This window comes from Microbacterium testaceum (genome assembly GCF_001476655.1).
In the GTDB taxonomy this organism is placed as follows: domain Bacteria; phylum Actinomycetota; class Actinomycetes; order Actinomycetales; family Microbacteriaceae; genus Microbacterium; species Microbacterium testaceum_C.
This window is the reverse complement of the sequence record NZ_LDRT01000082.1, coordinates 1-22,955: the sequence shown is the minus strand read 5'-3', so window position 1 is coordinate 22,955 and position 22,955 is coordinate 1. Positions and strand designations below refer to the sequence as shown.

Annotated in this window: 25 protein-coding genes and 1 tRNA gene; 15 read left to right on the top strand and 11 right to left on the bottom strand. The window is 69.4% G+C overall.

Going from position 1 to position 22,955, the window contains the following annotated elements; translation table 11 throughout:
- Positions 1–34: 34 nt before the first annotated feature.
- From NS220_RS12245 to NS220_RS12225, 5 genes are all read left to right on the top strand, one after another.
- Entirely contained in the window at positions 35–553 is a 519-nt protein-coding gene (locus tag NS220_RS12245; protein ID WP_058624328.1) for a DUF501 domain-containing protein, read from the top strand.
- Positions 550–1,851 carry a S8 family serine peptidase gene (locus NS220_RS12240; protein WP_058624327.1) on the top strand — a complete coding sequence of 434 codons (1,302 nt, stop codon included), beginning with the start codon at positions 550–552 and terminating at the stop codon, positions 1,849–1,851. Before NS220_RS12245 ends, NS220_RS12240 begins: the two co-directional genes overlap by 4 nt.
- On the top strand, positions 1,848–3,245 hold the full coding sequence (locus tag NS220_RS12235; RefSeq protein ID WP_242864610.1) for an NAD(P)/FAD-dependent oxidoreductase: 1,398 nt from the start codon (positions 1,848–1,850) through the stop codon (positions 3,243–3,245). The genes NS220_RS12240 and NS220_RS12235 overlap by 4 nt, the downstream gene beginning before the upstream one ends.
- A 204-nt stretch (positions 3,246–3,449) precedes the next feature.
- Positions 3,450–3,522, top strand: a tRNA-Leu gene (locus tag NS220_RS12230).
- A 144-nt stretch (positions 3,523–3,666) separates the two neighbouring features.
- Positions 3,667–4,236 carry a LemA family protein gene (locus NS220_RS12225; protein ID WP_058624326.1) on the top strand — a complete coding sequence of 190 codons (570 nt, stop codon included), beginning with the start codon at positions 3,667–3,669 and terminating at the stop codon, positions 4,234–4,236.
- 19 nt (positions 4,237–4,255) lie between these two features.
- On the opposite strand, the gene NS220_RS12220 is transcribed toward NS220_RS12225, so the two are convergent.
- Positions 4,256–5,515 (bottom strand): winged helix-turn-helix domain-containing protein, encoded by a 1,260-nt coding sequence (locus NS220_RS12220; protein ID WP_058624325.1) that lies wholly within the window; start codon positions 5,513–5,515, stop codon positions 4,256–4,258.
- Positions 5,516–5,585: 70 nt separating this feature from the next.
- Here NS220_RS12220 and NS220_RS12215 point away from each other — a divergent pair, with 70 nt between their 5' ends.
- Both NS220_RS12215 and ilvA read left to right on the top strand, forming a co-directional pair.
- Positions 5,586–6,776, top strand: a complete 1,191-nt coding sequence (locus NS220_RS12215; RefSeq protein ID WP_058624324.1) for an AI-2E family transporter — start codon at positions 5,586–5,588, stop codon at positions 6,774–6,776.
- Complete coding sequence (ilvA, locus tag NS220_RS12210; protein ID WP_058624323.1) at positions 6,773–8,002, top strand: threonine ammonia-lyase; 1,230 nt, start codon at positions 6,773–6,775, stop codon at positions 8,000–8,002. Before NS220_RS12215 ends, ilvA begins: the two co-directional genes overlap by 4 nt.
- A 168-nt stretch (positions 8,003–8,170) precedes the next feature.
- Here the strand turns inward: ilvA and greA are convergent, their stop codons facing one another.
- Positions 8,171–8,662, bottom strand: coding sequence for a transcription elongation factor GreA (gene greA / locus NS220_RS12205; protein ID WP_058624336.1), 492 nt, complete (start codon positions 8,660–8,662; stop codon positions 8,171–8,173).
- 101 nt (positions 8,663–8,763) lie between these two features.
- Positions 8,764–9,159, bottom strand: a complete 396-nt coding sequence (locus NS220_RS12200) for a DUF4307 domain-containing protein (RefSeq protein ID WP_058624322.1) — start codon at positions 9,157–9,159, stop codon at positions 8,764–8,766.
- A 63-nt stretch (positions 9,160–9,222) separates the two neighbouring features.
- Between NS220_RS12200 and NS220_RS12195 the strand changes: the two genes are divergently transcribed.
- On the top strand, positions 9,223–9,486 hold the full coding sequence (locus NS220_RS12195) for a hypothetical protein (RefSeq protein ID WP_058624321.1): 264 nt from the start codon (positions 9,223–9,225) through the stop codon (positions 9,484–9,486).
- 97 nt (positions 9,487–9,583) lie between these two features.
- Here the strand turns inward: NS220_RS12195 and trhA are convergent, their stop codons facing one another.
- On the bottom strand, positions 9,584–10,276 hold the full coding sequence (gene trhA / locus NS220_RS12190) for a PAQR family membrane homeostasis protein TrhA (protein WP_058624335.1): 693 nt from the start codon (positions 10,274–10,276) through the stop codon (positions 9,584–9,586).
- 163 nt (positions 10,277–10,439) lie between these two features.
- On the opposite strand from trhA, the gene NS220_RS12185 reads away from it, so the two are divergent.
- Positions 10,440–11,213, top strand: coding sequence for an isoprenyl transferase (locus NS220_RS12185; protein ID WP_058624334.1), 774 nt, complete (start codon positions 10,440–10,442; stop codon positions 11,211–11,213).
- A gap of 212 nt (positions 11,214–11,425) precedes the next feature.
- A complete protein-coding gene (locus NS220_RS12180; RefSeq protein WP_058624320.1) occupies positions 11,426–12,775 on the top strand; it encodes a PhoH family protein in 1,350 nt (449 codons plus the stop codon).
- A 287-nt stretch (positions 12,776–13,062) separates the two neighbouring features.
- Here the strand turns inward: NS220_RS12180 and NS220_RS12175 are convergent, their stop codons facing one another.
- Genes NS220_RS12175 through xseA form a run of 7 tightly spaced genes read right to left on the bottom strand, consistent with a single transcriptional unit; the run spans position 13,063 to position 19,473 of the window.
- Entirely contained in the window at positions 13,063–13,719 is a 657-nt protein-coding gene (locus NS220_RS12175; RefSeq protein WP_058624319.1) for a response regulator transcription factor, read from the bottom strand.
- The gene (locus tag NS220_RS12170) at positions 13,716–15,131 is read right to left on the bottom strand and encodes a sensor histidine kinase (protein ID WP_058624318.1); all 1,416 of its coding nucleotides are present in this window, start codon (positions 15,129–15,131) and stop codon (positions 13,716–13,718) included. The genes NS220_RS12175 and NS220_RS12170 overlap by 4 nt, the downstream gene beginning before the upstream one ends.
- Before the next feature lie 42 nt (positions 15,132–15,173).
- Complete coding sequence (locus NS220_RS12165; RefSeq protein WP_058624317.1) at positions 15,174–16,568, bottom strand: class II fumarate hydratase; 1,395 nt, start codon at positions 16,566–16,568, stop codon at positions 15,174–15,176.
- Between the two features lie 32 nt (positions 16,569–16,600).
- Positions 16,601–17,260, bottom strand: coding sequence for a carbonic anhydrase (locus tag NS220_RS12160; protein ID WP_058624316.1), 660 nt, complete (start codon positions 17,258–17,260; stop codon positions 16,601–16,603).
- 8 nt (positions 17,261–17,268) lie between these two features.
- A complete protein-coding gene (locus NS220_RS12155) occupies positions 17,269–17,901 on the bottom strand; it encodes a DUF4245 family protein (protein ID WP_058624315.1) in 633 nt (210 codons plus the stop codon).
- Positions 17,901–18,131, bottom strand: coding sequence for an exodeoxyribonuclease VII small subunit (locus tag NS220_RS12150; RefSeq protein WP_013586103.1), 231 nt, complete (start codon positions 18,129–18,131; stop codon positions 17,901–17,903). Before NS220_RS12150 ends, NS220_RS12155 begins: the two co-directional genes overlap by 1 nt.
- A 10-nt stretch (positions 18,132–18,141) precedes the next feature.
- Positions 18,142–19,473 (bottom strand): exodeoxyribonuclease VII large subunit, encoded by a 1,332-nt coding sequence (gene xseA, locus NS220_RS12145; protein WP_058624313.1) that lies wholly within the window; start codon positions 19,471–19,473, stop codon positions 18,142–18,144.
- A gap of 57 nt (positions 19,474–19,530) precedes the next feature.
- Between xseA and NS220_RS12140 the strand changes: the two genes are divergently transcribed.
- Genes NS220_RS12140 through NS220_RS12120 form a run of 5 tightly spaced genes read left to right on the top strand, consistent with a single transcriptional unit; the run spans position 19,531 to position 22,948 of the window.
- Positions 19,531–20,592 carry a 4-hydroxy-3-methylbut-2-enyl diphosphate reductase gene (locus tag NS220_RS12140; RefSeq protein ID WP_193755357.1) on the top strand — a complete coding sequence of 354 codons (1,062 nt, stop codon included), beginning with the start codon at positions 19,531–19,533 and terminating at the stop codon, positions 20,590–20,592.
- Positions 20,589–21,131 (top strand): DUF6264 family protein, encoded by a 543-nt coding sequence (locus tag NS220_RS12135; RefSeq protein ID WP_058624312.1) that lies wholly within the window; start codon positions 20,589–20,591, stop codon positions 21,129–21,131. The genes NS220_RS12140 and NS220_RS12135 overlap by 4 nt, the downstream gene beginning before the upstream one ends.
- Positions 21,132–21,185: 54 nt before the next feature.
- Positions 21,186–21,692 carry a sigma-70 family RNA polymerase sigma factor gene (locus NS220_RS12130; RefSeq protein WP_081323152.1) on the top strand — a complete coding sequence of 169 codons (507 nt, stop codon included), beginning with the start codon at positions 21,186–21,188 and terminating at the stop codon, positions 21,690–21,692.
- Positions 21,689–22,393, top strand: a complete 705-nt coding sequence (locus tag NS220_RS12125; protein ID WP_058624311.1) for an anti-sigma factor family protein — start codon at positions 21,689–21,691, stop codon at positions 22,391–22,393. The genes NS220_RS12130 and NS220_RS12125 overlap by 4 nt, the downstream gene beginning before the upstream one ends.
- A gap of 9 nt (positions 22,394–22,402) precedes the next feature.
- Positions 22,403–22,948, top strand: a complete 546-nt coding sequence (locus tag NS220_RS12120) for an MOSC domain-containing protein (protein WP_058624310.1) — start codon at positions 22,403–22,405, stop codon at positions 22,946–22,948.
- Positions 22,949–22,955 lie beyond the last annotated feature (7 nt).

Genomic DNA, 22,955 nt, shown 5'->3' with positions numbered 1-22,955 from the left:
CGGGCGTGCGACACCGCCGGGTACCCTGGGAACGATGACTACCACGCCGCTTCCCCCCGCCTCCGACGCCGACCTCGCCGTTCTGCAGGCGCAGCTCGGCCGCGTCCCGCGCGGCGTGGTGGGCATCGCGGCGCGCTGCGTCTGCGGCAATCCGACCGTGGTGGCGACCTCTCCGCGTCTCGATGACGGCAGCCCGTTCCCTACGTTCTTCTACCTGACGCACCCGGCGGCGACCGCCGCGATGTCGGTGCTCGAGGCCGGGCACGTGATGAAGGAGTTCCAGGACGAGCTCGCCGACGACGACGACCTGCGCGCCGCCTATCTCGCCGCGCACGAGGCCTACCTCTGCGCCCGCGCGGCCTACGGAGAGCCCGACGAGATCGCCGGCATCTCGGCCGGTGGAATGCCGACGCGCGTGAAGTGCCTGCACGCCCTGGCCGGCCACGCCCTCGCCGCGGGGCCCGGCGTGAATCCGATCGGCGACCGTGCTCTCGCCCGCGGGACCTGGTCGCCCGAGCGGTGCGTCTGCGAGACCCCCGGAGCCGGCGGATGAGACGCGCCGTCGCCGCGGCGGCATCCCTCGTTCTCGCGGTGATGCTCAGCGGGGCGACGACCGCCCCCGTGCCCGAGGACCCGACCGACAGCGTCCGTGCGGGGGAGTACTGGCTCGATCAGTACGGCATCCGTGATGCGTGGAACACCACGCGCGGAGCGGGGCAGAAGATCGCCATCATCGACACCGGCATCGGCCGCGGGCCGGTCGAGTTCAGCGGCGCCGTCGTGGGCGGCACCGACGTGTCGGGGGCGGGATCCTCCGACGGCCGCACGCCGGTCGGGGCCGTGGACTCCAACCACGGCAGCTGGGTCGCCTCTCTCGCCGCCTCGCGTGGCACCGGCAACGGGCGCGGGATGATCGGCGTCGCTCCCGAGGCCGATCTGCTCTCGATCTCGATCGGCTTCGGGGCGTCGGCCTCGGTTCCGTTCACCGAGCAGATCGCGAAGGCGATGCGCTGGGCCGTCGATCAGGGCGCCACCGTCATCAACCTGTCGTTGACGACGAACACCCTCGACTGGGACCCCAGCTGGGACGACGCGTTCATGTACGCGTTCGATCACGACGTCGTCGTGGTCGTCGCGGCGGGCAATCGGGGGAGCGGCACCGACCGCGTGGGCGCCCCCGCGACGATCCCCGGCGTTCTCGCGGTGGGCGGGGTGGATCCGTCCGGACGTGCGAGCAGCGACGCCTCGACCCAGGGCATCACGATCGGCATCTCGGCGCCCAGCGAGCGCCTTCTCGGCATCTCGGCCGACGGCACACTCGTCCAGTGGAACGGCACGAGCGGCGCGGCCCCCATCGTGGCCGGAATCGCTGCTCTCGTCCGCGCGGCGCATCCCGGAATGGATGCCGACAACGTCCTGAACCGTCTCATCTCGACCGCCAAGCCCGCGCCGGGAACGGCACCGGGGCTCGACCTCCTCTACGGGTACGGTCTCGTGGACGCCTCCCGGGCCGTCTCGGCGGACGTCCCGTCGGTGTCGGAGAACCCGCTCGGCAGTCTGGAGGACTGGATCCGCGTCTACCGGCGTGCCGACAGCGAGCCGAGTCCGACGCCGAGTTCGGCGCCCGTGGAGATCCCGCCCCTGCCGCCGATCGAGGGGCCTCCCTCCGCGAGTTCGCCTCTGCTGCCGTCGCGCGATACCGTGCTGTACGGGTCACTGCCGCTCGCGGGTGCCACGCTCGCGGCTATAATGATTGCGCTCGGCGTCAGTGCTGCTGCCCGGCGAATTCGAAAGGCGCGCAATTCTCGCGAGCCGAGCCGCACCACAAACCAGGAGTCTCTCCCATCGTGACCAGCACCGTGCCCAGGATTCTCATTGTCGGCGGAGGCTACGCGGGTTTCTACACCGCGTGGAAGCTCGAGAAGCTGCTCGGCCGCGGTGAGGCCGAGGTCACCATCGTCGACCCGCTGCCGTACATGACCTACCAGCCCTTCCTCCCCGAGGTCGCGGCCGGTGAGATCGAGCCGCGTCACGTCGTCGTCGGCCTCCGCCGTCACCTCAAGCGCACCACGGTCATCGCGGGCAAGGTCACGGGGATCAACCACGCGACCAAGACCGCGACGATCACCCCGATCGCCGGCGACGAGACGTGGCAGCACGAGTACGACCAGATCGTCGTCACCGCCGGTGCCGTCTCGCGCACGTTCCCGATCCCGGGCATCGCCGACAACGCGATCGGTCTCAAGACGATCGAAGAGGCCGTCGCGATCCGCGACCGCCTCACCTCCAACTTCGACAAGGCATCGGTGCTTCCGGCCGGTCCCGAGCGCGACCGCCTGCTGACCGTCGTCGTCGTCGGCGGAGGCTTCGCCGGTATCGAGGTCTTCGCCGAGCTGCGCGCGTACGCGTCGTCGCTGCTGAAGTCCTACCCCCAGCTGTCGTTCGACGACACGCACTTCCACCTGATCGAGGCGATGGGCCGCATCATGCCCGAGGTCTCGCAGAAGACGAGCGAGTGGGTGCTGAAGGACCTCGCCAAGAAGGGCGCCTTCGTCCACCTCGACACGCAGGTCAAGGGCGCCGTCGACGGCGTCATCGAGCTCTCCACGGGTGAGCAGCTGCCCAGCGACCTCATCATCTGGACCGCCGGTGTCATGGCGAACCCCACGGTCGTGCGTGGCAGCGACCTGCCCGTCGAAGAGCGCGGCCGCATCCGCACCCGTCCCGACCTCCGCGTCGGAACCGACGAAGAATTCGTCGAGGGCGCGTGGGCTGCAGGCGACGTCTCGGCCGTTCCCGACCTCTCGGGTGGTGGCGTCGGAGGCTTCTGCGTCCCCAACGCGCAGCACGCGGTCCGCCAGGGCAAGCTCATGGCGAAGAACATCGTGGCGGTCCTGCGCGGCGAACAGCCGAAGCAGTACTTCCACAAGAACCTCGGTGCCGTCGCCGGCCTGGGCCTGTACAACGGTGCCTTCCAGTCCGGCAAGATCGCGCTGACCGGCTTCATCGCCTGGCTCGCGCACCGCGGCTACCACGGCCTGGCCATGCCCACGTGGGAGCGCAAGTTCCGCGTGATCGGCGACTGGGTCCAGAACTTCCTGCACGGTCGCGAGACCGTGAACCTCGAGGCCGTGCAGAACCCGCGCGCCACCTTCGAGGAGTTCGCGGCCCGTCCGCGCCCCGCGGCCCCGGCCGCCGAGGCCCCCGCGGCCGAGAAGAAGCCCGAGCCCGTCTCCGCGAAGTAATCTTCGCGATCCGAGACCCCCGTGCCCTTTCCGGGTACGGGGGTCTCGTCGTTTCCGGATGCCGCGGCGCACGGTCGCGGCCCCCTGCACCGTCCTGCGGGTTCGGGGTCCGACGCGCCGCGCCGCTTCGGCCCGCGTCGGTGTGTCGTCGCCGAGCTCCGCATGACGCTGCGCGAGAACCGCCCCGCGGTACGGTGGGGACGGGCCCCCGTAGCCCAATGGCAGAGGCAGGCGACTTAAAATCGCTTCAGTGTGGGTTCGAGTCCCACCGGGGGTACACATCTTGCACGGACGAGGTCTCGTCCGCTCGTGCCGCCGGGCCTGCATGCGCATCCCCTGGGAGTCCCCGCCACACCTCGGTGCCGCGCCCCGCCCCGCGGTTAGACTGAAGGGCAATCTTCCGAACGGAGTGTGGGGACTTATGTGGGAGTGGCTCGTACCGGTCTTGGTGATCGTCGGCATCGTGGTGATCGCCGGTATCTACCTGTGGGCCACCTACAATTCGCTCGTCGCCCTCAACGTGCGCGTCGACGAGGCCTGGAGTGACATCACCGTCCAGTTGAAGCGCCGGGCCGACCTGCTGCCGAACCTGATCGAGACGGTCAAGGGGTACGCCGCCCACGAGAAGGCCGTGTTCGAGAACGTCACGCGCGCCCGTGCCGAGACCCTCGCAGCCGAAAGCCCCGCCGCAGCCGGTGTCGCCGAGGGGCACATGCAGCAGGCCCTGAAGTCGCTGTTCGCGGTGGCCGAGGCCTACCCGCAGCTGCAGGCGAGCCAGAACTTTCTCCAGCTGCAGCACTCGATCGTCGACACCGAGGACAAGATCCAGGCGTCCCGGCGCTTCTACAACGGCGGAGTCCGCGAGTTGAACACGAAGATCAAGGTCTTCCCGAACAACCTCTTCGCCCGCCAGCTCGGTTTCAGCGAGCGGGAGTTCTTCGAGGTCGTCGACGGGGCGGCGATCGCCGAACCCCCTCGCGTCCAATTCTGACCCGCAGGTGCCCCCTCCCTCACGGAGGGGGCACCTTTGCGTTGGATCGACCGTCGGGGTGCTCGTGGCGCTCGGCCCCCAAAGCGCCCGCGATGGCGTCTGCCGCGTCGCCCCAGCGCGCGACGGTGACCCGCTCGAGGCCCTGCCACTGCGCCGCGGTGGTCAGTTCCGCGGCGACGCGGTCGGCGGCATCCGGAGGCGCTCCGTGCTCCCACCACGCCGACTGAACGCGCAGCGCACTCGATGAGCGGTCGGCCTTCAGGTCGACGCGTCCCACGACGTCGTCGCCGACGATCACGGGGAGCGAGTAGTAGCCGAACCGCCGCTGCGGTGCCGGCGTGTAGATCTCGATGCGGTAGTCGAAGTCGAACAGCCTCTCGGCGCGGTCGCGGAACCAGACGACCGGATCGAACGGGGTGAGGATCGCCGTGGCGTCGACGCGGCGGGGGCGCGCGGCATCCCGATGCAGCCACGCCCTCGCGGGTCGCCCCGCCACCTTCCACCCCTCGACCTGGGCCGGGATGAGCTCACCCGCGTCGACGAGGTCGCGCACCGCCGCCAGGACCGCGGGACGATCGCGGATGCGCCAGTAGTCCGCGAGATCGGCCGCCGTCGCCACGCCGTACGCCACCGCCGCGCGTCGGACGAGCTCTCTGACGGCCTCCTGCCTCGGAACGGTCGTCTCGAGCGCCGACGCGGGGAGGACGTCGGATGCCAGAGCGTAGCGCCGTTCGAATCCTCGACGTCCGGCGATCGCGACCTCTCCGAAGAGCCAGAGGCGCTCGAGACCGTTCTTGACGTCGTCCCAGCCCCACCAGGACCCCCGGGAGCCGCTGCGAGCGTCGTGATCGATCTCGGCCGGTCGCAGGGGCCCGCGCGCGGCGAGCTCGTCGCGAAGCCACTGCAGCAGGGGCTGGTTGGCCTCAGCCCAGGCGTCGCGGCCGTACTTGTCGCGCAGAGCGTCACGACGGAACTGCAGCAGCGGCCAGTCGTCGGTCGAGACGAGGGAGGCCACGTGTGCCCAGGATTCCACCCATCTCGGCCGGCGTGAGAACGCGAGCTTGTCGAGCAGGGCGGTCTCATACGCGCCCAGGCGCGCGAAGAGCGGCATGTAGTGCGAGCGCGAGAACACGTTGACGGAGTCGATCTGCAGGATTCGCATGCGGTGCAGCGCACCCGTGATCTGGCGGGTGCCCACCGTCTCGGGCCGCGGCCGGGCGAAGCCCTGCGCGGCCAGTGCGATACGGCGTGCGTCGGCGCGACGGAGCGTCGTGGTCATGTGTTTCACCGTAGCCACCGCCTCCGACATCGCGGCCAGCGCTCGGGGAACGCGGCGGTAGGCTGACAGGATGACCGGACCGGATCCCGAGACCCGCGGATCGTTCCTCGACGCGCTCAAGCGGCGAACGGTCTCCAGCGACCTCCAGCCCCCGGTTCCGCCCGCGCTGCGGCAGGCGACCGCCTACGCCTGGCGGCTGCTCGTGATCGCGGCGGCGCTCGGCGTCGTCGTCTGGGTGGTGATCCAGCTCAAGCTGCTCGTCATCCCTCTCCTGGTCGCGATCCTCATCACGGCACTGGTCTGGCCCGCGTTCTCCTTCCTGCAGCGGCACCGCTGGCCCAAGTGGCTCGCGATCGTGGTCACCGTGCTGGGAACGATCGCGATCATCTCGGGTCTGGTCTGGCTCGCCGTCTGGCAGATCTCGCGAGAGTTCGGCTCGGTGCAGGAGCGCACGGTGCTGGCTGTCGAGCAGTTCCGGCAGTACCTCATCGACGGCCCCCTGCACCTCAGTGCGCAGCAGATCGACGACGGTCTCACGCAGGCCGGGACCTTCCTGCAGCAGCAGGCCGAACTGCTGTGGACCGGTGCCCTCGCGATCGGCACGACCCTCGGCCACGTCGGCACGGGCGTCTTGCTGACCCTCTTCATCCTGCTCTGCCTGCTCGCCGACGGCGGCGGGATCTGGCGGTGGACCACGCGGCTGTTCCCGCGCGTCGCGCGCCCGGCGGTGGACGGTGCCGGGCGCGCCGGGTGGCGCACGGTGAAGAGCTACGCGCGCACGCAGCTTCTCGTCGCCACGATCGATGCCATCGGCATCGGGCTCGGCGCCTTCCTCCTCGGCGTCCCGCTCTCGATCCCGATCGGCGTGCTCGTGTTCCTCGGGGCGTTCATCCCGTTCGTGGGAGCCGTGGCGACCGGCGCCCTCGCCGTCTTCATCGCGCTCGTCTACAACGGCCCGCTCATCGCCCTGTTCATGCTCATCGTCGTCCTCGGCGTCCAGCAGGTCGAGAGCCACATCCTGCAGCCGATCCTCATGGGGTCGGCCGTCAAAGTCCACCCGCTCGCGGTCGTCCTCGTCGTCGCGGGCGGCGCCATGATCGGCGGCATCGCGGGCGCGCTCTTCGCGGTGCCTCTCGCCGCGTTCGTCAACGTGGTCGCGGTGTACCTCAGCTCCAAGGCCTGGGAGCACGAGGGGCAGCCGTTGGCATCTCGAGATCTCATCTGGCAGACCGTCCCGCGCGAGCGCGGAAGGAGATCATGAACGACACTCCCACCCTGGCCGAGTTCGAGGATGCCGCGCAGGCTCTGCGCGGCATCATCACGCGCACGCCGCTCGACGAGTCGCTGCACCTCACCGAGCTCCTCGGCGTTCCGGTCAACCTCAAGCTCGAGAACCTCCAGCGCACCGGCTCCTTCAAGATCCGCGGCGCGTCGCACCGCCTGTCCCGGTTGACCGCCGAAGAACGGGCGCGAGGAGTCGTCGCCGCCTCCGCCGGGAACCACGCGCAGGGCGTGGCGCTCGCGGCCCAGCAGCTCGGCATCCCGGCGACGATCTTCATGCCCCTCGGGGTTCCCGTGCCGAAGCTGCTCGCCACGCGCGGCTACGGCGCCGAGGTGATCCTCGAGGGGGCGACGGTCGAGACGCCGCTGCGGCTCGCGGCCGAGTTCGCGGAGCGCACCGGGGCCGTGCTGATCCACCCGTTCGACCACCGCGACATCATCGTGGGCCAGGGCACGCTCGGTCTCGAGCTGATCGAGGACATGCCCGACCTCGACACCATCATCGTGGGTATCGGCGGGGGAGGCCTCGCCGCGGGCGTCGCCGCAGCCGTGAAGGCGCGCGCGGCCGCCGAGGGGCGCGAGGTGCGCATCATCGGCGTGCAGGCGCACAACTCCGCGGCCTATCCGTCGTCGCTGGCCGCCGGATACCCCCTGCAGGTCGAGACGACCCCCACGATGGCCGACGGCATCGCGGTCGCCCGACCCGGCGATCTGCCGTTCGAGCTCATCCGGAAGTACGTCGACGAGGTCGTCACCGTCACCGAGGACGACATCGCCCGCGCTCTCCTCGTGCTCCTCGAGCGCGCGAAGCAGGTCGTCGAGCCCGCGGGCGCCGTGGGCGTCGCGGCGATCCTCGCCGGCAAGATCCAGGCGACCGGACCCACCGTGACGATCCTGTCCGGCGGCAACATCGACCCCCTTCTGCTGCAGCGGGTCGTGGCGCACGGGTTGTCGGCATCCGGTCGCTACATGTCGCTGCGGATCCCTCTGCCCGATCGCCCGGGCCAGCTCGCTCGCGTCTCGGAACTGCTCGCGCAGGTCGGCGCGAACGTCATCGAGGTGCTGCACACCCGCCACGGACAGGGCCTGCAGATCAGCGAGGTCATCCTGCAGCTGAGCGTCGAGACCCGGGGTGCCGAGCACCGTGCGCTGGTGATCCAGACGCTCGAGGATGCCGGGTTCATCGCCACGGTCGTCCCAGACTGAAGCCGAGCGCCGCCGATATCCCTCATCGGGGGCGCCTTCGCGTCGTCGGGCGCTGCGGTTCGCCCCCGGCACCGGGAATCCGGAATCGCTCCGCGACGCCGTCTGCCGGGCCCATGAACGTCGAGAGCCGCTCACCCCGAACGGGGGAGCGGCTCTCGACCGGAAGGCCTACTGGCCCGAGTAGGTCTCGACCTTCACGATCTCGACCGAGATCTCCTTGCCGTTGGGGGCGGTGTACGAGCCCTTCTCGCCCTCTTTGAGACCGATGATCGCGGCGCCGAGCGGCGAGGCCTCGCTGTAGACATCGAGCTCGGAGTTCGCCGCGATCTCGCGGTTGCCGAGCAGGAACTTCTCTTCGCCTCCGGCGACGACGGCGGTCACGACGGTGCCGGACTCGACCACCCCGTGGCTCTCCGGCGCCTCCCCGACCTTCGCGTCCTTCAGGAGCTGCTGGAGCGTGCGGATGCGCGCCTCCTGCTTGCCCTGCTCGTCCTTCGCGGCGTGGTACCCGCCGTTCTCCTTGAGGTCGCCCTCTTCGCGGGCGGCCTCGATGCGCTTCGCGATCTCTTCGCGACCTGTGGTCGAGAGGTGCTCGAGCTCCTGAGCGAGGCGGTCGTAGGCGTCTTGGGTGAGGAACGTCACCTGGGCGTCGTTGGACACGGGTACTCCTTCGTCGAGGCCGAGCGGCATCCTTCGGGGTGTCGCCGGGGGATATGTCGAACGCCCCGGCATCGAGCCGGGGCGCATCATCTCGGGCTATTTTACGGCACCCAGCAAGAGTTGACAAAACCCGTGGTCGCCAGCGCGAGCGTCGGAATCTCTTCCGTGAACGCACGACTGTGATCCTCGGATGCCGGGTACTCGACGACGCGCCACCCCACGGTTCCGTGATCCTCGTCTTGCGCCTCGATCGCGCATGCCACGGGCTCGCCGACGGGGGCGGTGAACTGGAAGGAGATCGTCACGGCGCTCGCGTCCGTCACGGTGAAGCCCGTGTCGGTCGCCGTGACCGACCGCATGGTGTTCGACACCGTGGTCCACCCGAGCAGGCCGGTGAGGGTCAGAGCGATGACACCGACGATGCTCCACAGGACGATCCGACGGCGGGGCGACGTGCGTCGGCCGTATCGCTCATCGAGCATCTGCTGCGTCGTCATGGTCTCTCCGGGCTTTAGGCTGGAGTTCCAGGCTACGCGCTTCCGCCCGGACCGAAGGACTCCATGCTTCCCGTGCTCGTCGCTCTCGCGACCACGCCCACCCCGGCCAACACCCCCGACGATTCGCTCGTCACGCCGGGGCCGTTCGGCTTCGGCGCGATCGCCTTCATCGGCGTCGCGGTGTTCCTCCTCGTGTGGGACATGCTGCGACGGATCCGCCGCGGTCGCTATCGCGAAGAGGTCAACGCCGAGCTCGACGCCGAGGAGCAGGCTCGCGCTGCCGAGACCCCCGACGACGCCGCACCTGACGCCGCGCCGCGCACCTGATGCCGCGCCTCGCGGCTTGACGCCGCCGGAGCGCCTTGACGCCGCTGGAGCGGCGCTCCGACGTCGCAGAGGGCGCCCGGTCGCTGTGACGGCGGCCTCAGCCGCCGTGATAGGCCGGCGCGAGGGCGATCAGCAGGCACGCCGTCCAGTGGCACAGGAACGCCAGCACGGTGCACACGTGGAAAATCTCGTGGAAGCCGAAGTGGCCGGGCCACGGGTTGGGGCGCTTGAGCGCGTAGACGATCGCTCCCGCGGTGTACAGCAGCCCGCCCACGACGACGAGCACCATCATCGCGACATTGGCCGCGAGCAGGTCGAACAGGTACATCACGGCGGCCCAGCCGAGCGCGAGGTACAGCGCGACGTAGAGCCACCGCGGGGCGTTGATCCAGAAGACGCGGAACAGGATGCCGAGCAGCGCACCGCCCCACACGATCGACAGCAGCAGCACGGTCTTCGGCGTCGGCAGGGCCAGCACCGCGAGGGGCGTGTACGTGCCGGCGATGAGCAGGAGGATGTTCGCGTGGTCGATGCGCTTGAGGACGGCCTTGGTCTTCGGCTTCCAGTGGAACCGGTGATACAACGCCGAATTGCCGAAAAGCAGAAGAGAGGATGCCGCGAACACGGCGGACGCCCACTTCGCCGGCGCCCCCTGCGCGAGCGCGATGAGGACGATTCCGGCCGCGATCGCGACCGGGAATGTCCCCGCGTGGATCCATCCGCGCCAGGTGGGCTTGACCTCGTCTTGCGCGCCGACGGCGGAGGCTTCGAGCAGAGGGAGCTGAGGCATCTCCACGCCGTCATCAGGGCTCGTCGGTCTCACACGAAGACCTTACGTGCACGACTATGCCGCGAACGGAACACGGCGCGACACTCACCTTTTCCGCAGGTGGAAGCCGTCCGCGGACGACGGCGAATCGGTCGGCGCGCGGTAGCGTAGGCGGGTGGCGCGGATGCGAAGGAACGAGGGGCGCGGCCCCCTTTACCGTCTGTACGCCTCGCGCCTGCGTCGCCGCATGCCCGCGACCGTTCCCCATCACGTCGCGATGATGATCGACGGCAACCGCCGCTGGGCGCGTCAGCTCGGCTACGACAGTGCGGCCCACGGTCATCGCGCGGGCGCGGCGAAGATGCACGAGTTCCTGCGGTGGTGCGACGACCTGGGCATCGGGGTCGTGTCGCTCTACCTGCTGTCCAACGACAACCTCGTCAAGCGCGACAGTCGCGAACTGAACGACCTGCTCGAGATCATCGCCGAACTCGCTCGCGAGTTGTCGCTCGAACCGGACTGGCGGGTCCAGCACGTGGGCCGCGCCGAAGGCCTCCCTCCCGAGCTCGCCGAGGTTCTGCGCGAGGTGACCGAGCGCACCCGCTCGCACACTGGCCTTCACGTCAACCTCGCGGTCGGCTACGGGGGCCGAAGCGAGATCGTGGATGCCGTGCGCAGCATCATCGCCCAGCACGACGCCTCCGGCGGATCGCTCGAGGAACTCGCTGCCAGCCTGACGCCCGAGCAGATCGGCGAGCACCTCTACACCGGCGGTCAGGCCGATCCCGACCTCGTGATCCGCACGTCGGGGGAGCAGCGGCTCAGCGATTTCCTGCTCTGGCAGTCGGCGCACTCCGAGTTCTATTTCGTCGAGGCCCTCGGTCCGGATCTGCGCGAAGTCGACTTCCTCCGTGCCATTCGCGACTTCTCGGCGCGGGATCGGCGCTTCGGGCAGTAAGGTGCGCGCGTCGCAAACCCTCACCACGAGAGTGAAAGTTGTTCACACACTCGTCATTTTCGTGGCGTGTTAACGACCCTCGGACGTCCCGCGGCATCGTACGGTGATCACATCGGGCACGGAGCCTGATCGAGTCGGCCTTCGGATTGCGACTCGTGACCCACAGGTCGACTCGTGACAACCGGGTGAGACACCCGGGTCGGGAGTGGGTTGTGACTGCACGAGCACCATTCGACCAGCGTCACGTCGTCGAGAGCAGCGATTCCGAACAGGACCTGCGCACCTACGTTCTGGACACGTCCGTCCTCTTGAGCGATCCGCGAGCGTTCTTCCGCTTCGCGGAGCATTCGGTCGTGATCCCCGTCGTGGTGATCACCGAGCTCGAGGGCAAACGCCACGATCCTGAGATCGGGTACTTCGCTCGCCAAGCCCTGCGTCACCTGGATGAACTGCGCATCGAGCACGGTCGTCTCGACTTCCCCGTTCCCGTCGGCAACGACGGCACTCTGCGCGTCGAGCTGAACAACACCGACCAGATGGTGCTGCCCTCCGGGATGCGCACCGGCAACAACGACAGCCGCATTCTCGCCGTGGCGATGAACATCGCCAAGGACGGTGCGGAGGTCACGGTGGTGTCCAAGGACCTGCCGATGCGTGTGAAGGCGGCATCCCTCGGCCTGACGGCCGAGGAGTATCTTGCCGAGCAGGCCATGGACTCGGGGTGGACGGGCATCGCCTCCCTCGACATCTCGGGCGATGACCTCAGCGACCTGTACGAGAGTGAGGTCGCCACGAGCGAGGAGGTCGTCGGCTTGCCCGTGAACACCGGGCTGATCATCCACTCCGAGCGGGGCTCGGCACTCGGTCGTGTCACCGGAGACGGCGAGTTCCGGCTCGTCCGCGGCGACCGCGATGCCTTCGGTCTGCACGGTCGGTCGGCCGAACAGCGCATCGCCCTCGACCTGTTGCTCGACCCGGAGGTCGGGATCGTGTCTCTCGGCGGGCGAGCCGGTACCGGCAAGTCGGCCCTTGCCCTGTGCGCCGCCCTCGAGTCCGTGCTCGAGCGGCAGCAGCAGAAGAAGATCATCGTGTTCCGACCGCTGTTCGCGGTGGGCGGCCAGGAGCTCGGCTATCTGCCCGGGGACCAGGCCGAGAAGATGGGCCCGTGGGGCCAGGCGGTCTTCGACACGCTCGGTTCCGTCGTCTCGGGCAACGTCCTCGAGGAGGTGCTGGCGCGAGGCCTCCTGGAAGTGCTTCCCCTGACGCACATCCGCGGCCGCTCCCTGCACGACGCGTTCGTCATCGTCGACGAGGCCCAGTCCCTCGAGCGCAATGTGCTGCTGACGGTCCTGAGCCGGATCGGCCAGAACTCTCGTGTCGTGCTGACGCACGACGTCGCTCAGCGCGACAACCTGCGAGTCGGTCGTCACGACGGTGTCGCGTCGGTGATCGAGACGTTGAAGGGGCATGCGCTCTTCGGCCACGTCACGCTCACCCGGTCGGAGCGCTCGGCGATCGCCGCACTCGTCACCGACCTGTTGGAGGCCGGCGAGCTCTCCTGAGCGTCATCGTGTGGGCCCGGGCACGCGTGCCCGGGCCCACACTTTCGCGCAGATGAGAGCATTCTCATGCCCGGCTCCTGTGTTTTTCATAGGCGGGCCCCAGACTTGAGTCATCGGCGAGAGGACACTCTCGTCACCGCCCCGGCGGTTCCCCCCTGAGAAGTGAACACGAGATCCGCTCTTCACGGGCTGGTCGCTGCATTTCGGGTAAGACAGCAGACCCCCGGAGCAGGATCTCCCCACAGCCCCCGGTTTCCCCCCGCCGGGGGCTTTCGGGTTTTCGGCGTCTACTCCCAGCGATAGCCGGCGCCGCGGACGGTCGCGATACGCTCCGCACCGAACTTCCCGCGCAGATAGCGCACGTAGACGTCGACCACGTTCGATCCGGGATCGAAGTCCATGCCCCACACCCGGCTGAGCAGCTGCTCGCGGCTCAACACCTGTCCCGCGTGTCGCAGGAACTCCTCGGCGAGGGCGAACTCGCGCGCACTGAGGTCGACGTCGCGGCCGTTGATGCTGGCGCGCCGGCCGCGGACGTCGAGCGTGACGTCGCCGTGCGAGATCGAGATCGTGTGGGCCGTCAGCGGCTCCCGGAGGCGGGATCGTACGCGCGCCAGCAGCTCGTCGAACTTGAAGGGCTTCGCCATGTAATCGTTGGCGCCCGCGTCGAGTCCGTCCACGGTGTCGCGGGTGCTCGTGCGGGCGGTCAGCATGATGATGGGAAGCGCCGACCCCTGTCCGCGAAGCGTGCGCAGAACCTCGAAGCCGTCGATCGTGGGAAGTCCGACGTCGAGCAGAACGAGATCGACGTCGCCCGAGAGCGCGGTGTCGAGCGCGTCGGCCCCGTCGTCCACGGTCACGGTCTGGTAGCCCGCGGCCTCCAGTCCTTTCGCGACGAACGCGGCGATGCGTTCCTCGTCCTCGGCGATGAGGATGCGGGTCATCCGGTGGCCTCTCTCTGCATCACGACGTCTCCGGCGCGCACGGGGGTGGGGAGGTCGGCCGGGGAGTGCGCCCGGCGAAGAGGAAGGTGCAGCGTGACGGTGGCTCCGCCGCCCGGGGTGTCGCTCACACTGCAATATCCGTCGTGCGCCTTGGCGATGGCATCCACGATCGACAGTCCGAGACCGGACCCCTCGACGCCTCGACGGGTGGAGATGCGGTCGAACCTCCGGAAGACGCGGTGTCGTGCGGCGGGAGGGATGCCGGGACCGTGATCGCGCACCCACAGGTCGACGTTGCTCTCGCCCGTGCTGCTGCCGATCTCGATCGGTGTTCCGTCGGGTGTGTACTTCGCGGCGTTGTCGGCGAGCTGCAGCCACGCCTGGACGAGGCGGTCGTGGTCGCCGTGGATGCTGCCGCGGCCGCGGGACTCGATCGTCCAGGTGTGGTGGGGGATGGCGCTGACGAGTTCACCGACGCGGTCCGTGAGTGCGGACACGGCGATGACCTCGGTCGTCAGCGCGCCGGCCTCGACGACGGCCAGAGCGTCGATGTCGTCGACCAGGCGTGAGAGGCGGTCGAGCTCGGCGATGCCGAGATCGCGCGTCTCCGACACGTCGTGCGGGTCGGCCGGGTCCATCATCTCGAGGTGCCCCCGGACGATCGTGATCGGGGTCTTGAGCTCGTGCCGCACGTCGTCGAGCAGTTGGCGCTGCGCGTCGACCGACATGGCGAGGCGATCGAGCATCGAGTTGACCGACGACGTGAGGTCGGCGATCTCATCGTTGCCCTGCGGGGGCAGCCGCGTACCGAGGTCGGCCAGGGTGATGGCATCCGCGGTGTCGCGCAATCGCCGCAGGGGCGAGAACAGCACCCCGGTGACGAACCAGCCCGCCACGGCGACGGCGAGGAGCACCACCGTGCCGGCGATCGAGAACGTCGTCGTCGAAAGGGTGACGAGCTCCATGCGCTGGTCGATGGAGATGACCTGGACGGCCGTCGCTTCGCCCAGCGGAACAGCCGCGTACAGCACAGGGCCGTGAGACCCGTCGAGCCGCCCGCGCAGCTCACCGCGGTCGATGGCGGCGCTCAGCGCGGAGATGAACCGCGTGTCGTCGGCGAAAGCGAGGCCCGGCGGTGATGGCGTGCCGGCGAGGACCGTCGTGCCGGTGAGGGCGATGGTGCCATCTGTGCGTCCGGGAATCGTCGCGGCGACGAGGCCGACGGCATCCGAGGAAGTCGACGCCGCCGTGCTCGAGAATCCGTCCAGCTGTCTCTCGGCGTTCGCGATCACTCGTTCGCTCTGCACGAGGAAGCTCACCCCGCCGGCGATGACCAGCCCCAGAAACAGAACGCCGAGGATCGCGCCGAGGAGTCGCGCGCGCGCCGAGATCGGTCTCGGTGCGCGGCTCATCCTTCGATTATGGCGCGCCTCGGCGTTCCTGCCGGCGAGGGCTCAGCCCGGGTGGGTCATCGAGAGCAGGTCGAGCTTGGCGTCGAGCACCTCTTCGGTGATCTCACCGCGCTCGACGTAGCCCAGGTCGATGACCGCTTCGCGGACCGTGATGCCCTTCGCGACCGCGTGCTTGGCGATCTTCGCCGCCGCCTCGTAGCCGATGACCTTGTTGAGGGGGGTGACGATCGAGGGGGACATCCCGGCGAACGCCTCGGCGCGGGCGACGTTGGCCTCGAGACCGTCGATGGTCTTGTCGGCGAGCACGCGCACGGCGTTGGACAGGAGGCGGATCGACTCCAGCAGCGCGGTACCCATCACGGGGATGGCGACGTTCAACTCGAACGATCCCGAGGCACCGGCCCAGGCGACCGTGGCGTCGTTGCCGATCACGCGCGCGCAGACCATGAGGGTGGCCTCGGGAACGACGGGGTTCACCTTTCCGGGCATGATCGACGAACCGGGCTGCAGGTCGGGGATGTGGAGTTCACCGAGACCCGTGTTCGGGCCCGAACCCATCCAGCGGATGTCGTTGTTGATCTTGGTGAGCGACACCGCGATGGTGCGGAGGGCTCCGGATGCCTCGACGAGGCCGTCGCGGTTGGCCTGAGCCTCGAAGTGGTCCTTCGCCTCGGTGATGGGCAGCTGGGTCTCGGCCGCGAGGAGCTCGATGACCTTCTGCGGGAAGCCGAGGGGGGTATTGATGCCGGTGCCGACGGCCGTTCCGCCGAGGGGGACTTCGCCGACGCGCGGCAGGACAGCCTCCACGCGCTCGATACCGAGGCGCATCTGGCGCGCGTAGCCGCCGAATTCCTGGCCGAGCGTGACGGGGGTGGCATCCATCAGGTGCGTACGACCCGACTTGACGATGCCCTTCCACGCGTCGGCCTTCGCCTCGAGCGCCACCGCGAGGTGGTCGAGCGCGGGAATGAGGTCGGTGATCAGCGCTTGCGTCACGGCGATGTGCACGGAGGTCGGGAAGACGTCGTTGGACGACTGCGAGGCGTTGACGTGGTCGTTCGGGTGAACCGTCGAACCGAGGATGCGCGTCGCGAGAGTCGCGAGCACCTCGTTCATGTTCATGTTCGAGGAGGTGCCGCTGCCGGTCTGGTAGGTGTCGACGGGGAACTGCGCATCGTGAACGCCGGTCACGACCTCGTCGGCTGCCTGGGCGATGGCATCCGCGATCCGACCGTCGAGGGTGCCGAGGTCCTTGTTCGCGAGGGCCGCTGCCTTCTTGATCCGGGCCAGCGCCGCGATCTGCGTCGACTCGAGACCCGAGCCCGAGATCGGGAAGTTCTCGACCGCGCGCTGCGTCTGAGCTGCGTACAGGGCGTCCTTCGGCACGCGCACCTCACCCATGGTGTCGTGCTCGATGCGGTACTCGATGTCGGTCACGTCGTCGTTCCTCCAGGTCGTTCGTTCGGTTCTCAGATGCGGGAGTCCGCGAGGCGGGGGTCGTCGATGTCGCCCACGATGACGACGGGGAAGGCTTCCCCCTCGTCGAGCCGGTAGTTGGCCCCGACGACCGCGGTGCGTCCATCGGCGACGGCTTCGCTGATCAGCTCGGAGGCTCTCAACAGCTCGCCCACGGTGTGACGGAGGTGCTCCCGCCCCACGAGCTCGGGGTCGACGTGGTCGGGCAGGCGGCCGTCCACGGCGGTCTGGCGCTGGACACGGCGCACCGCGGGCACGATCGGCGCGATCTGGCGCCAGATGTACGCGGGGAGGGTCGGCGCGTGGACGCCGGTGCTCTCGATCGCCGCACCGACGGCGCCGCACGCGTCATGCGCGAGGACGACGATGAGGGGCACTTCGAGGACGCCGACGGCGTACTCCAGGCTGCCGATCACGGAGTCCGAGATGACCTGGCCGGCGTTACGGACGACGAAGAGATCGCCGAGGCCCTCGTCGAAGATGATCTCGGCAGCGAGACGCGAGTCGGAGCAACCGAAGAGGGCCGCGGTCGGGTGCTGCGAACCGGCGAGCTCGGCGCGACGCTCCACGTCTTGACGGGGGTGGGCGGGTTCGCCGGTCACGAAACGTCGGTTGCCTTCGACCATCTGCTGCCAGACCTGGCTCGGGCTCATGGGTGCGCTCACGGGATCTCTTTCAGCTGCTTCACCTGCGAGGTCACCGACGCCGCCGCGAGAGCCGCGGTCTCGGGCGCGGCGTCACCGTAGACGAGCACGTAGTCGGGGCCGGCGGAAGTGGCCAGCGCGTAGTCGATGTTGCCGGTACCGGACGGGTTGGCCGGACGGTACACATCCCAGGTGATTCCGTCGATCTCGACGGTCTCGCTGCTGCGCGTACCGGCGAGCAGCTGACCCACCCAGGCCTCGTCGGTGTCGAATCCCTGTGCGACGCGGAGGAAACCCGATTCGCCCGAGCGGACGTAGACCATGGTCCACGCTTCGGTGCCGCCGACACCCTCGACGGTCGCCTGGTTGACACGCCAGCCCTCGCCGAGCGACGGAGTGAGCACGGGGCGGCCACGGTCGGCTGCGAGATCGGCGGCCAGCGCGGGCACGTCGGGCTCGGGGCGGGGGACCGGAGTGCCGCGGGGCACGATGGCCACGATCACGAAGACGACCGCGACGGTCGCCAGGAGAGCGGCGATCAGGTTGCGGAAGGTCTTGCTGGAGCGGTAACGGCGCGACGACTCGGCCTTGCGGGCCGCGGTCTCCTCCGGAGTCTCGGGGCGACCGAGCTCGGCGACGATCCGGGCCATCACGCGTCCTCGCCCTCGCCGCGCGCGGCGTCGAGACGACGCTTCGCTCCGAGGAGCCATTCCTCGCAGCGGGCGTAGAGCTGTTCGCCGCGCTCCCAGAGGGCCAGCGACTCCTCCAGCGTGGGCGCGCCCTGCTCGAGCTCGGACACCACACGGACGAGTTCGTCGCGAGCCTGTTCGAAAGAGAGGGTCGCGACGTCTGCCGAGGGGCCGGGAGTCGTCGCGGTCATGCTGTCCATCTTAGGTGCGCCCCACCGACACGCCGTCGTCCGATGCCTCGTCGTCGAGCGGAGCGGCCGGGGCCTCGTCGATCTCGCCGTCGGAGCGCGCGGCCAGCGATCCCCGGGCGACGGTGACGGTGAGCGCGGTTCCCGCGGGGGCTTGGCTCGCGTCGCGGACGATCGCCCCGCCCTCGACCTGCGCGATCGCATACCCGCGGGCGAGGGTGGCCAAGGGGGAGAGCGCGCGAAGCGACGCGCTCAGCTCGCGTGTCCGGCGCCGTTCGCCCTCGAGTCGGCGATCGACGATGTCGCGGCCGCGGTTCGACAGCATCCACAGTTCCTGTGCTCGCGAGGTGAGCATCGCGTGCGGGGTGCGCAACGACGGGCGCGAGCGGATCTGTTCGAGCTGCGCGATGTCGTGCAGCACCCGCTGGGTGAGGCGTCCGGTCAGCCGGGCTCGCAGCTGGGAGACGAGGGCGCGCTGCTCGGCCACATCGGGGACGACGCGCTTGGCGGCGTCGGTCGGCGTGGACGCGCGGAGGTCGGCGACGTCGTCGAGCAGGGGGCGGTCGTTCTCGTGCCCGATCGCACTGACGACGGGAGTGGATGCCGCGGCCACCGCGCGTACGAGTCGCTCGTCGCTGAAGCCGAGCAGCGTCTGCGGATCGCCTCCACCGCGCGCGATGATGATGACGTCGACCTCGGGGTCGGCATCCAGAGCCTTCAACGCGGCGAGGGTCTCCGGGACGCACCGGTCGCCCTGGACGGCGGCGTACTTCGTCCGGAAATTCACACGGGGCCAGCGCAGCTCGGCGTTGCGGTGCACATCCTTCTCGGCATCCGAGTTCTCACCCGTGATGAGCCCGATGCAGTGGGGGAGGAAGGGAAGCTTCTTCTTCCGGACCGGGTCGAAGAGGCCCTCCGACCGCAGCTGCACGCGCAGTCTCTCGAGTCGTTCGAGCTGTTCGCCGAGGCCGACGTGACGCATGGCGGAGATCGCGAACGAGAAGTCCCCTGTGCGCGGGAAGTAGTCGGCTTTGACGCACGCCACGACGTGGTCGCCGACCTGGAGGTCCTTCGGAAGGCGCGCCAGCGTGCTCGACCAGATGCGGAACGCCACCGTGGACTCGGTGTGAAGGTCTTTCAGGCGGCCGAACACGTTGCCGCCCCGGCGGTTGAACGAGGTGATCTCACCCTCGACCCAGACCGAGCCCCAGCGTTCGATGAACCCGCGGATCGTGTCGTTCAGACGCGATACCGAGGTCGGGGTGTCGGTGCGCGAGTCGCGGGGGTGCACCGAGTCGGCGGGAGGGGCCTCGCCGGGCACCGTCTCGGGATGGAACGAGGTCATGGGCTCCAGTCTCGGGGGTTCGGCCATCGTCCAGGGGTGCCCCGGTAGAATCGAGGGGTGAGCACACCTGTCGTCCAACTGCCCGTTCCCCGGATTCCGGGTCGACGTGGGCGGCTCCAGGATATCCCGGTCGAGGGTCAGAAGAAGGTGCTGCTGGCCGCACCTCGCGGGTACTGCGCGGGTGTCGACCGCGCTGTCGTCGCCGTCGAGAAGGCCCTGGACCGCTACGGCGCCCCCGTCTACGTGCGCAAGCAGATCGTGCACAACATCCACGTGGTGACCGAGCTCGAGAAGAAGGGGGCGATCTTCGTCGAAGAGGTCGACGAGGTCCCCGAGGGCTCGCACGTGGTCTTCAGCGCGCACGGAGTGTCGCCCGCGGTCGTATCCGCGGCGTCCGACCGTGGCCTTCAGGCCATCGACGCCACCTGCCCCCTCGTGACCAAGGTCCACCGAGAGGCCGTCCGTTTCGCGCGCGACGACTACGAGATCCTCCTGATCGGCCACGACGGGCACGAAGAGGTCGAGGGCACGGCCGGCGAAGCTCCCGAGCACGTCACCGTGGTCAACTCGCCCGAGCACGCCGACGTCGTCGAGGTGCGCGACCCCTCGAAGGTCGTGTGGCTGTCGCAGACGACCCTGTCGGTCGACGAGACGATGGAGACGGTCCGCCGCCTCCGCCTGCGCTTCCCGCACCTGCAGGACCCGCCGTCCGATGACATCTGCTACGCCACGCAGAACCGCCAGGTCGCGATCAAGAAGGTCGCGGCGGGTGCCGACCTCGTCATCGTGGTGGGGTCGGCGAATTCCTCGAACAGCGTGCGCCTTGTCGAGGTGGCCCTCGAGCACGGCGCCAAGGCCGCCTACCGCGTCGACTACGTCGACGAGGTCAAGCAGGAATGGCTCGATGGCGTCGAGACGGTCGGCGTGACCAGTGGGGCGTCGGTCCCCGAGGTGCTGGTCACCGAGGTGCTCGACGAACTCGCCGGCGCCGGATACCGCGACGTCGAAGAGGTGCGCACGGCCGAGGAAGACCTGATCTTCTCGCTTCCGAAGGAACTGCGCCAGGACTCCACCGGCCAGCGCGACCAGCGCGCGCTGGGCGGCCGGGGTCGTTCGTGAGCGACGCCGATCCCCGACCGCGTCCGCAGTTCGGCGAGTACGCGACGCCCGAGGAACAGCAGGCGCGCATCCAGCGTCCCGAGGTGACGGAGGCGCTCGACGCCGGCGTCGCCCCGCAAGAAACGTCCCCCGTCCCGAAGGCCGCGGCGCCCGTCCCGGCCCGAGGCCCCTTGGTCGACCGCATCATCACGGTGATGCTGCTCGTCTACGGCCTCGTCTCGGTCGTCACCACGATCGCCCAGGTCCTCGACTTTCCGAACTACGCGGAGCAGGCCGCGCGGATCCTCGACGTCGACGCGACCTACTCGAACCTCACGGCGGGTTTCATCTGGGGTGCGGTCGCCGCGGTCGTGTACGGCGTGACCTACCTCCTCACGGCATTGTTCACCGTGCGCCGGCTCCGACGCGGTCGCATCTCGTTCTGGATCCCCCTTGTCGGCTTCGCGGTCGCCGCCATCGTGGGCGGCACCTGCATCACGATCGCGATCGTGAACGATCCGCAGTACCTCTCCGCGCTGATGGGCGGCATCGCGAAGTGAACCATCGGGGCCGGCATCCCGTGTCCTCCTGAGAACGCGAAGGAGGAGCCGGCCGTGGTGAGAGACGATCACGCGCGTCTGACCGCGCTGTACGACGCCCATGCGGCGCCGGTATGGCGGTACGTGGTCAGCCTCACGGGTGATCACGCCGGGGCGGACGACGTCGTGCAGGAGACATTGCTGCGAGCGTGGCGCTCGCCGCGGATCATGAGCGACGACCCCGGATCGCTGCGTTCGTGGATGTTCACGGTCGCCCGCAACATCGTCATCGATGAGGCGCGCAGCGCGCGGCGACGCCATGAGCTCCCGGTCGATGAGGTGCCCGACTCCGGACGGGACGACGACACGGATGCCATGTTCGACGCGCTGCTCGTCGAGGAGGCGCTGGCGACTCTGACGCCGGACCACCGCGCGGTCATCGTCAGTGCGTACTACGGCGGGCGCAGCGTCGCGCAGACCGCCGAAGAGCTGGGGATCCCGGCGGGCACCGTGAAGTCGCGGCTGCACTATGCGGTGCGAGCACTGCGGCTCGCCCTGCAGGAGAGGGGGGTGACGCGATGAGCGCCGAACACGAGAGGCTGTCCAGCTGGGACGGCGCCTACGTTCTGGGCGCGCTGTCTGCTGCCGATCGCGCGGAGTACGAGGGCCACCTCGCCGTCTGCGCCTCCTGCCGGCAGGCGGTGGCCGAGCTCGCCCCGACCGCGGGGCTCCTGTCGCGGCTGTCCGCCGAGCGAGCCCGGGCGATCGACACGCCGAACGGTCCCGCGCCGGTCGTCACGCCGCACCCCTCGCTGCGGACCCGTGTCGTACGGACCGCGCGGAGACGTCGAGCGCGACGGGTCACGGCGTGGACGCTCGCGGCATCCCTTGCGGTCGTCGCGGTCGGTGTGCCGACCGTCGTCGCCGTCACGAACGCGTCTTCCTCGTCGTCCGGCGTCACGTATGCCCTCGACGAGGTGAACGATGCCCCGCTCGAGGCGTCGGTCAAGCTGACGCCGGTTGCGTGGGGAACCCGAATCGACCTGGTCTGCCAGTACACCGGTGAGGTGCTCGACGCCCCGCCCGGCGGCTGGCCCTACGCGCTCGCGGTGACCGACGACGCCGGCGCGACCTCGGTGCTGTCGACATGGCGTGCCGGTCCCGGGGCGACGACCGAGCTCAGTGCGGGGACCGACCTCGCGGCATCCCGCATCGATTCGATCGAGATCCGCTCCGTCGACGGTGATCGGGTGGTCATGCGGCGGGACTTCTCGACCCCGTAGCATCGACGGATGCCACGCCTCGTCGCCGTCTGCGCCGTCCACCAGCTTCGTCCCGACGCCGGGTCGCTCGGCATCACCGCGATCGACAAGCGCGCGCTCGAGGGTCCCGTCCGCATCGGTCCGTACGGCGTACGCGCGGACGTGCAGGCGAGTCGTAAACACCACGGTGGTCTCGACAAGGCTGTATACGCCTACTCGGCCGCCGATGCGCAGTACTGGCAGGCCGAACTGCATCGCGACCTCCACCCGGGCTGGTTCGGCGAGAACCTGCGCGTCGAGGGACTCGATGTGAACGCTGCGCGCATCGGCGAGGTCTGGCGGATCGGCGACACGGTCGAGCTCGAGGTGACCATGCCACGGACTCCGTGCGCGACGTTCGCTCGCTGGGTGGGCGGTCGCGACGCGCGGGGGTGGGTCAGACGGTTCTCGGAGGCGGGCCGGCTCGGCGCTTACCTTCGGGTGCGCCGCTCCGGTGAGGTGCGGGCGGGGGATGCCATCGAGGTCGTGCGCTCGCCCGAGGGAGCCCCCACGGTGCTCGAGGTCTACCGCAGCTGAGCGGCGC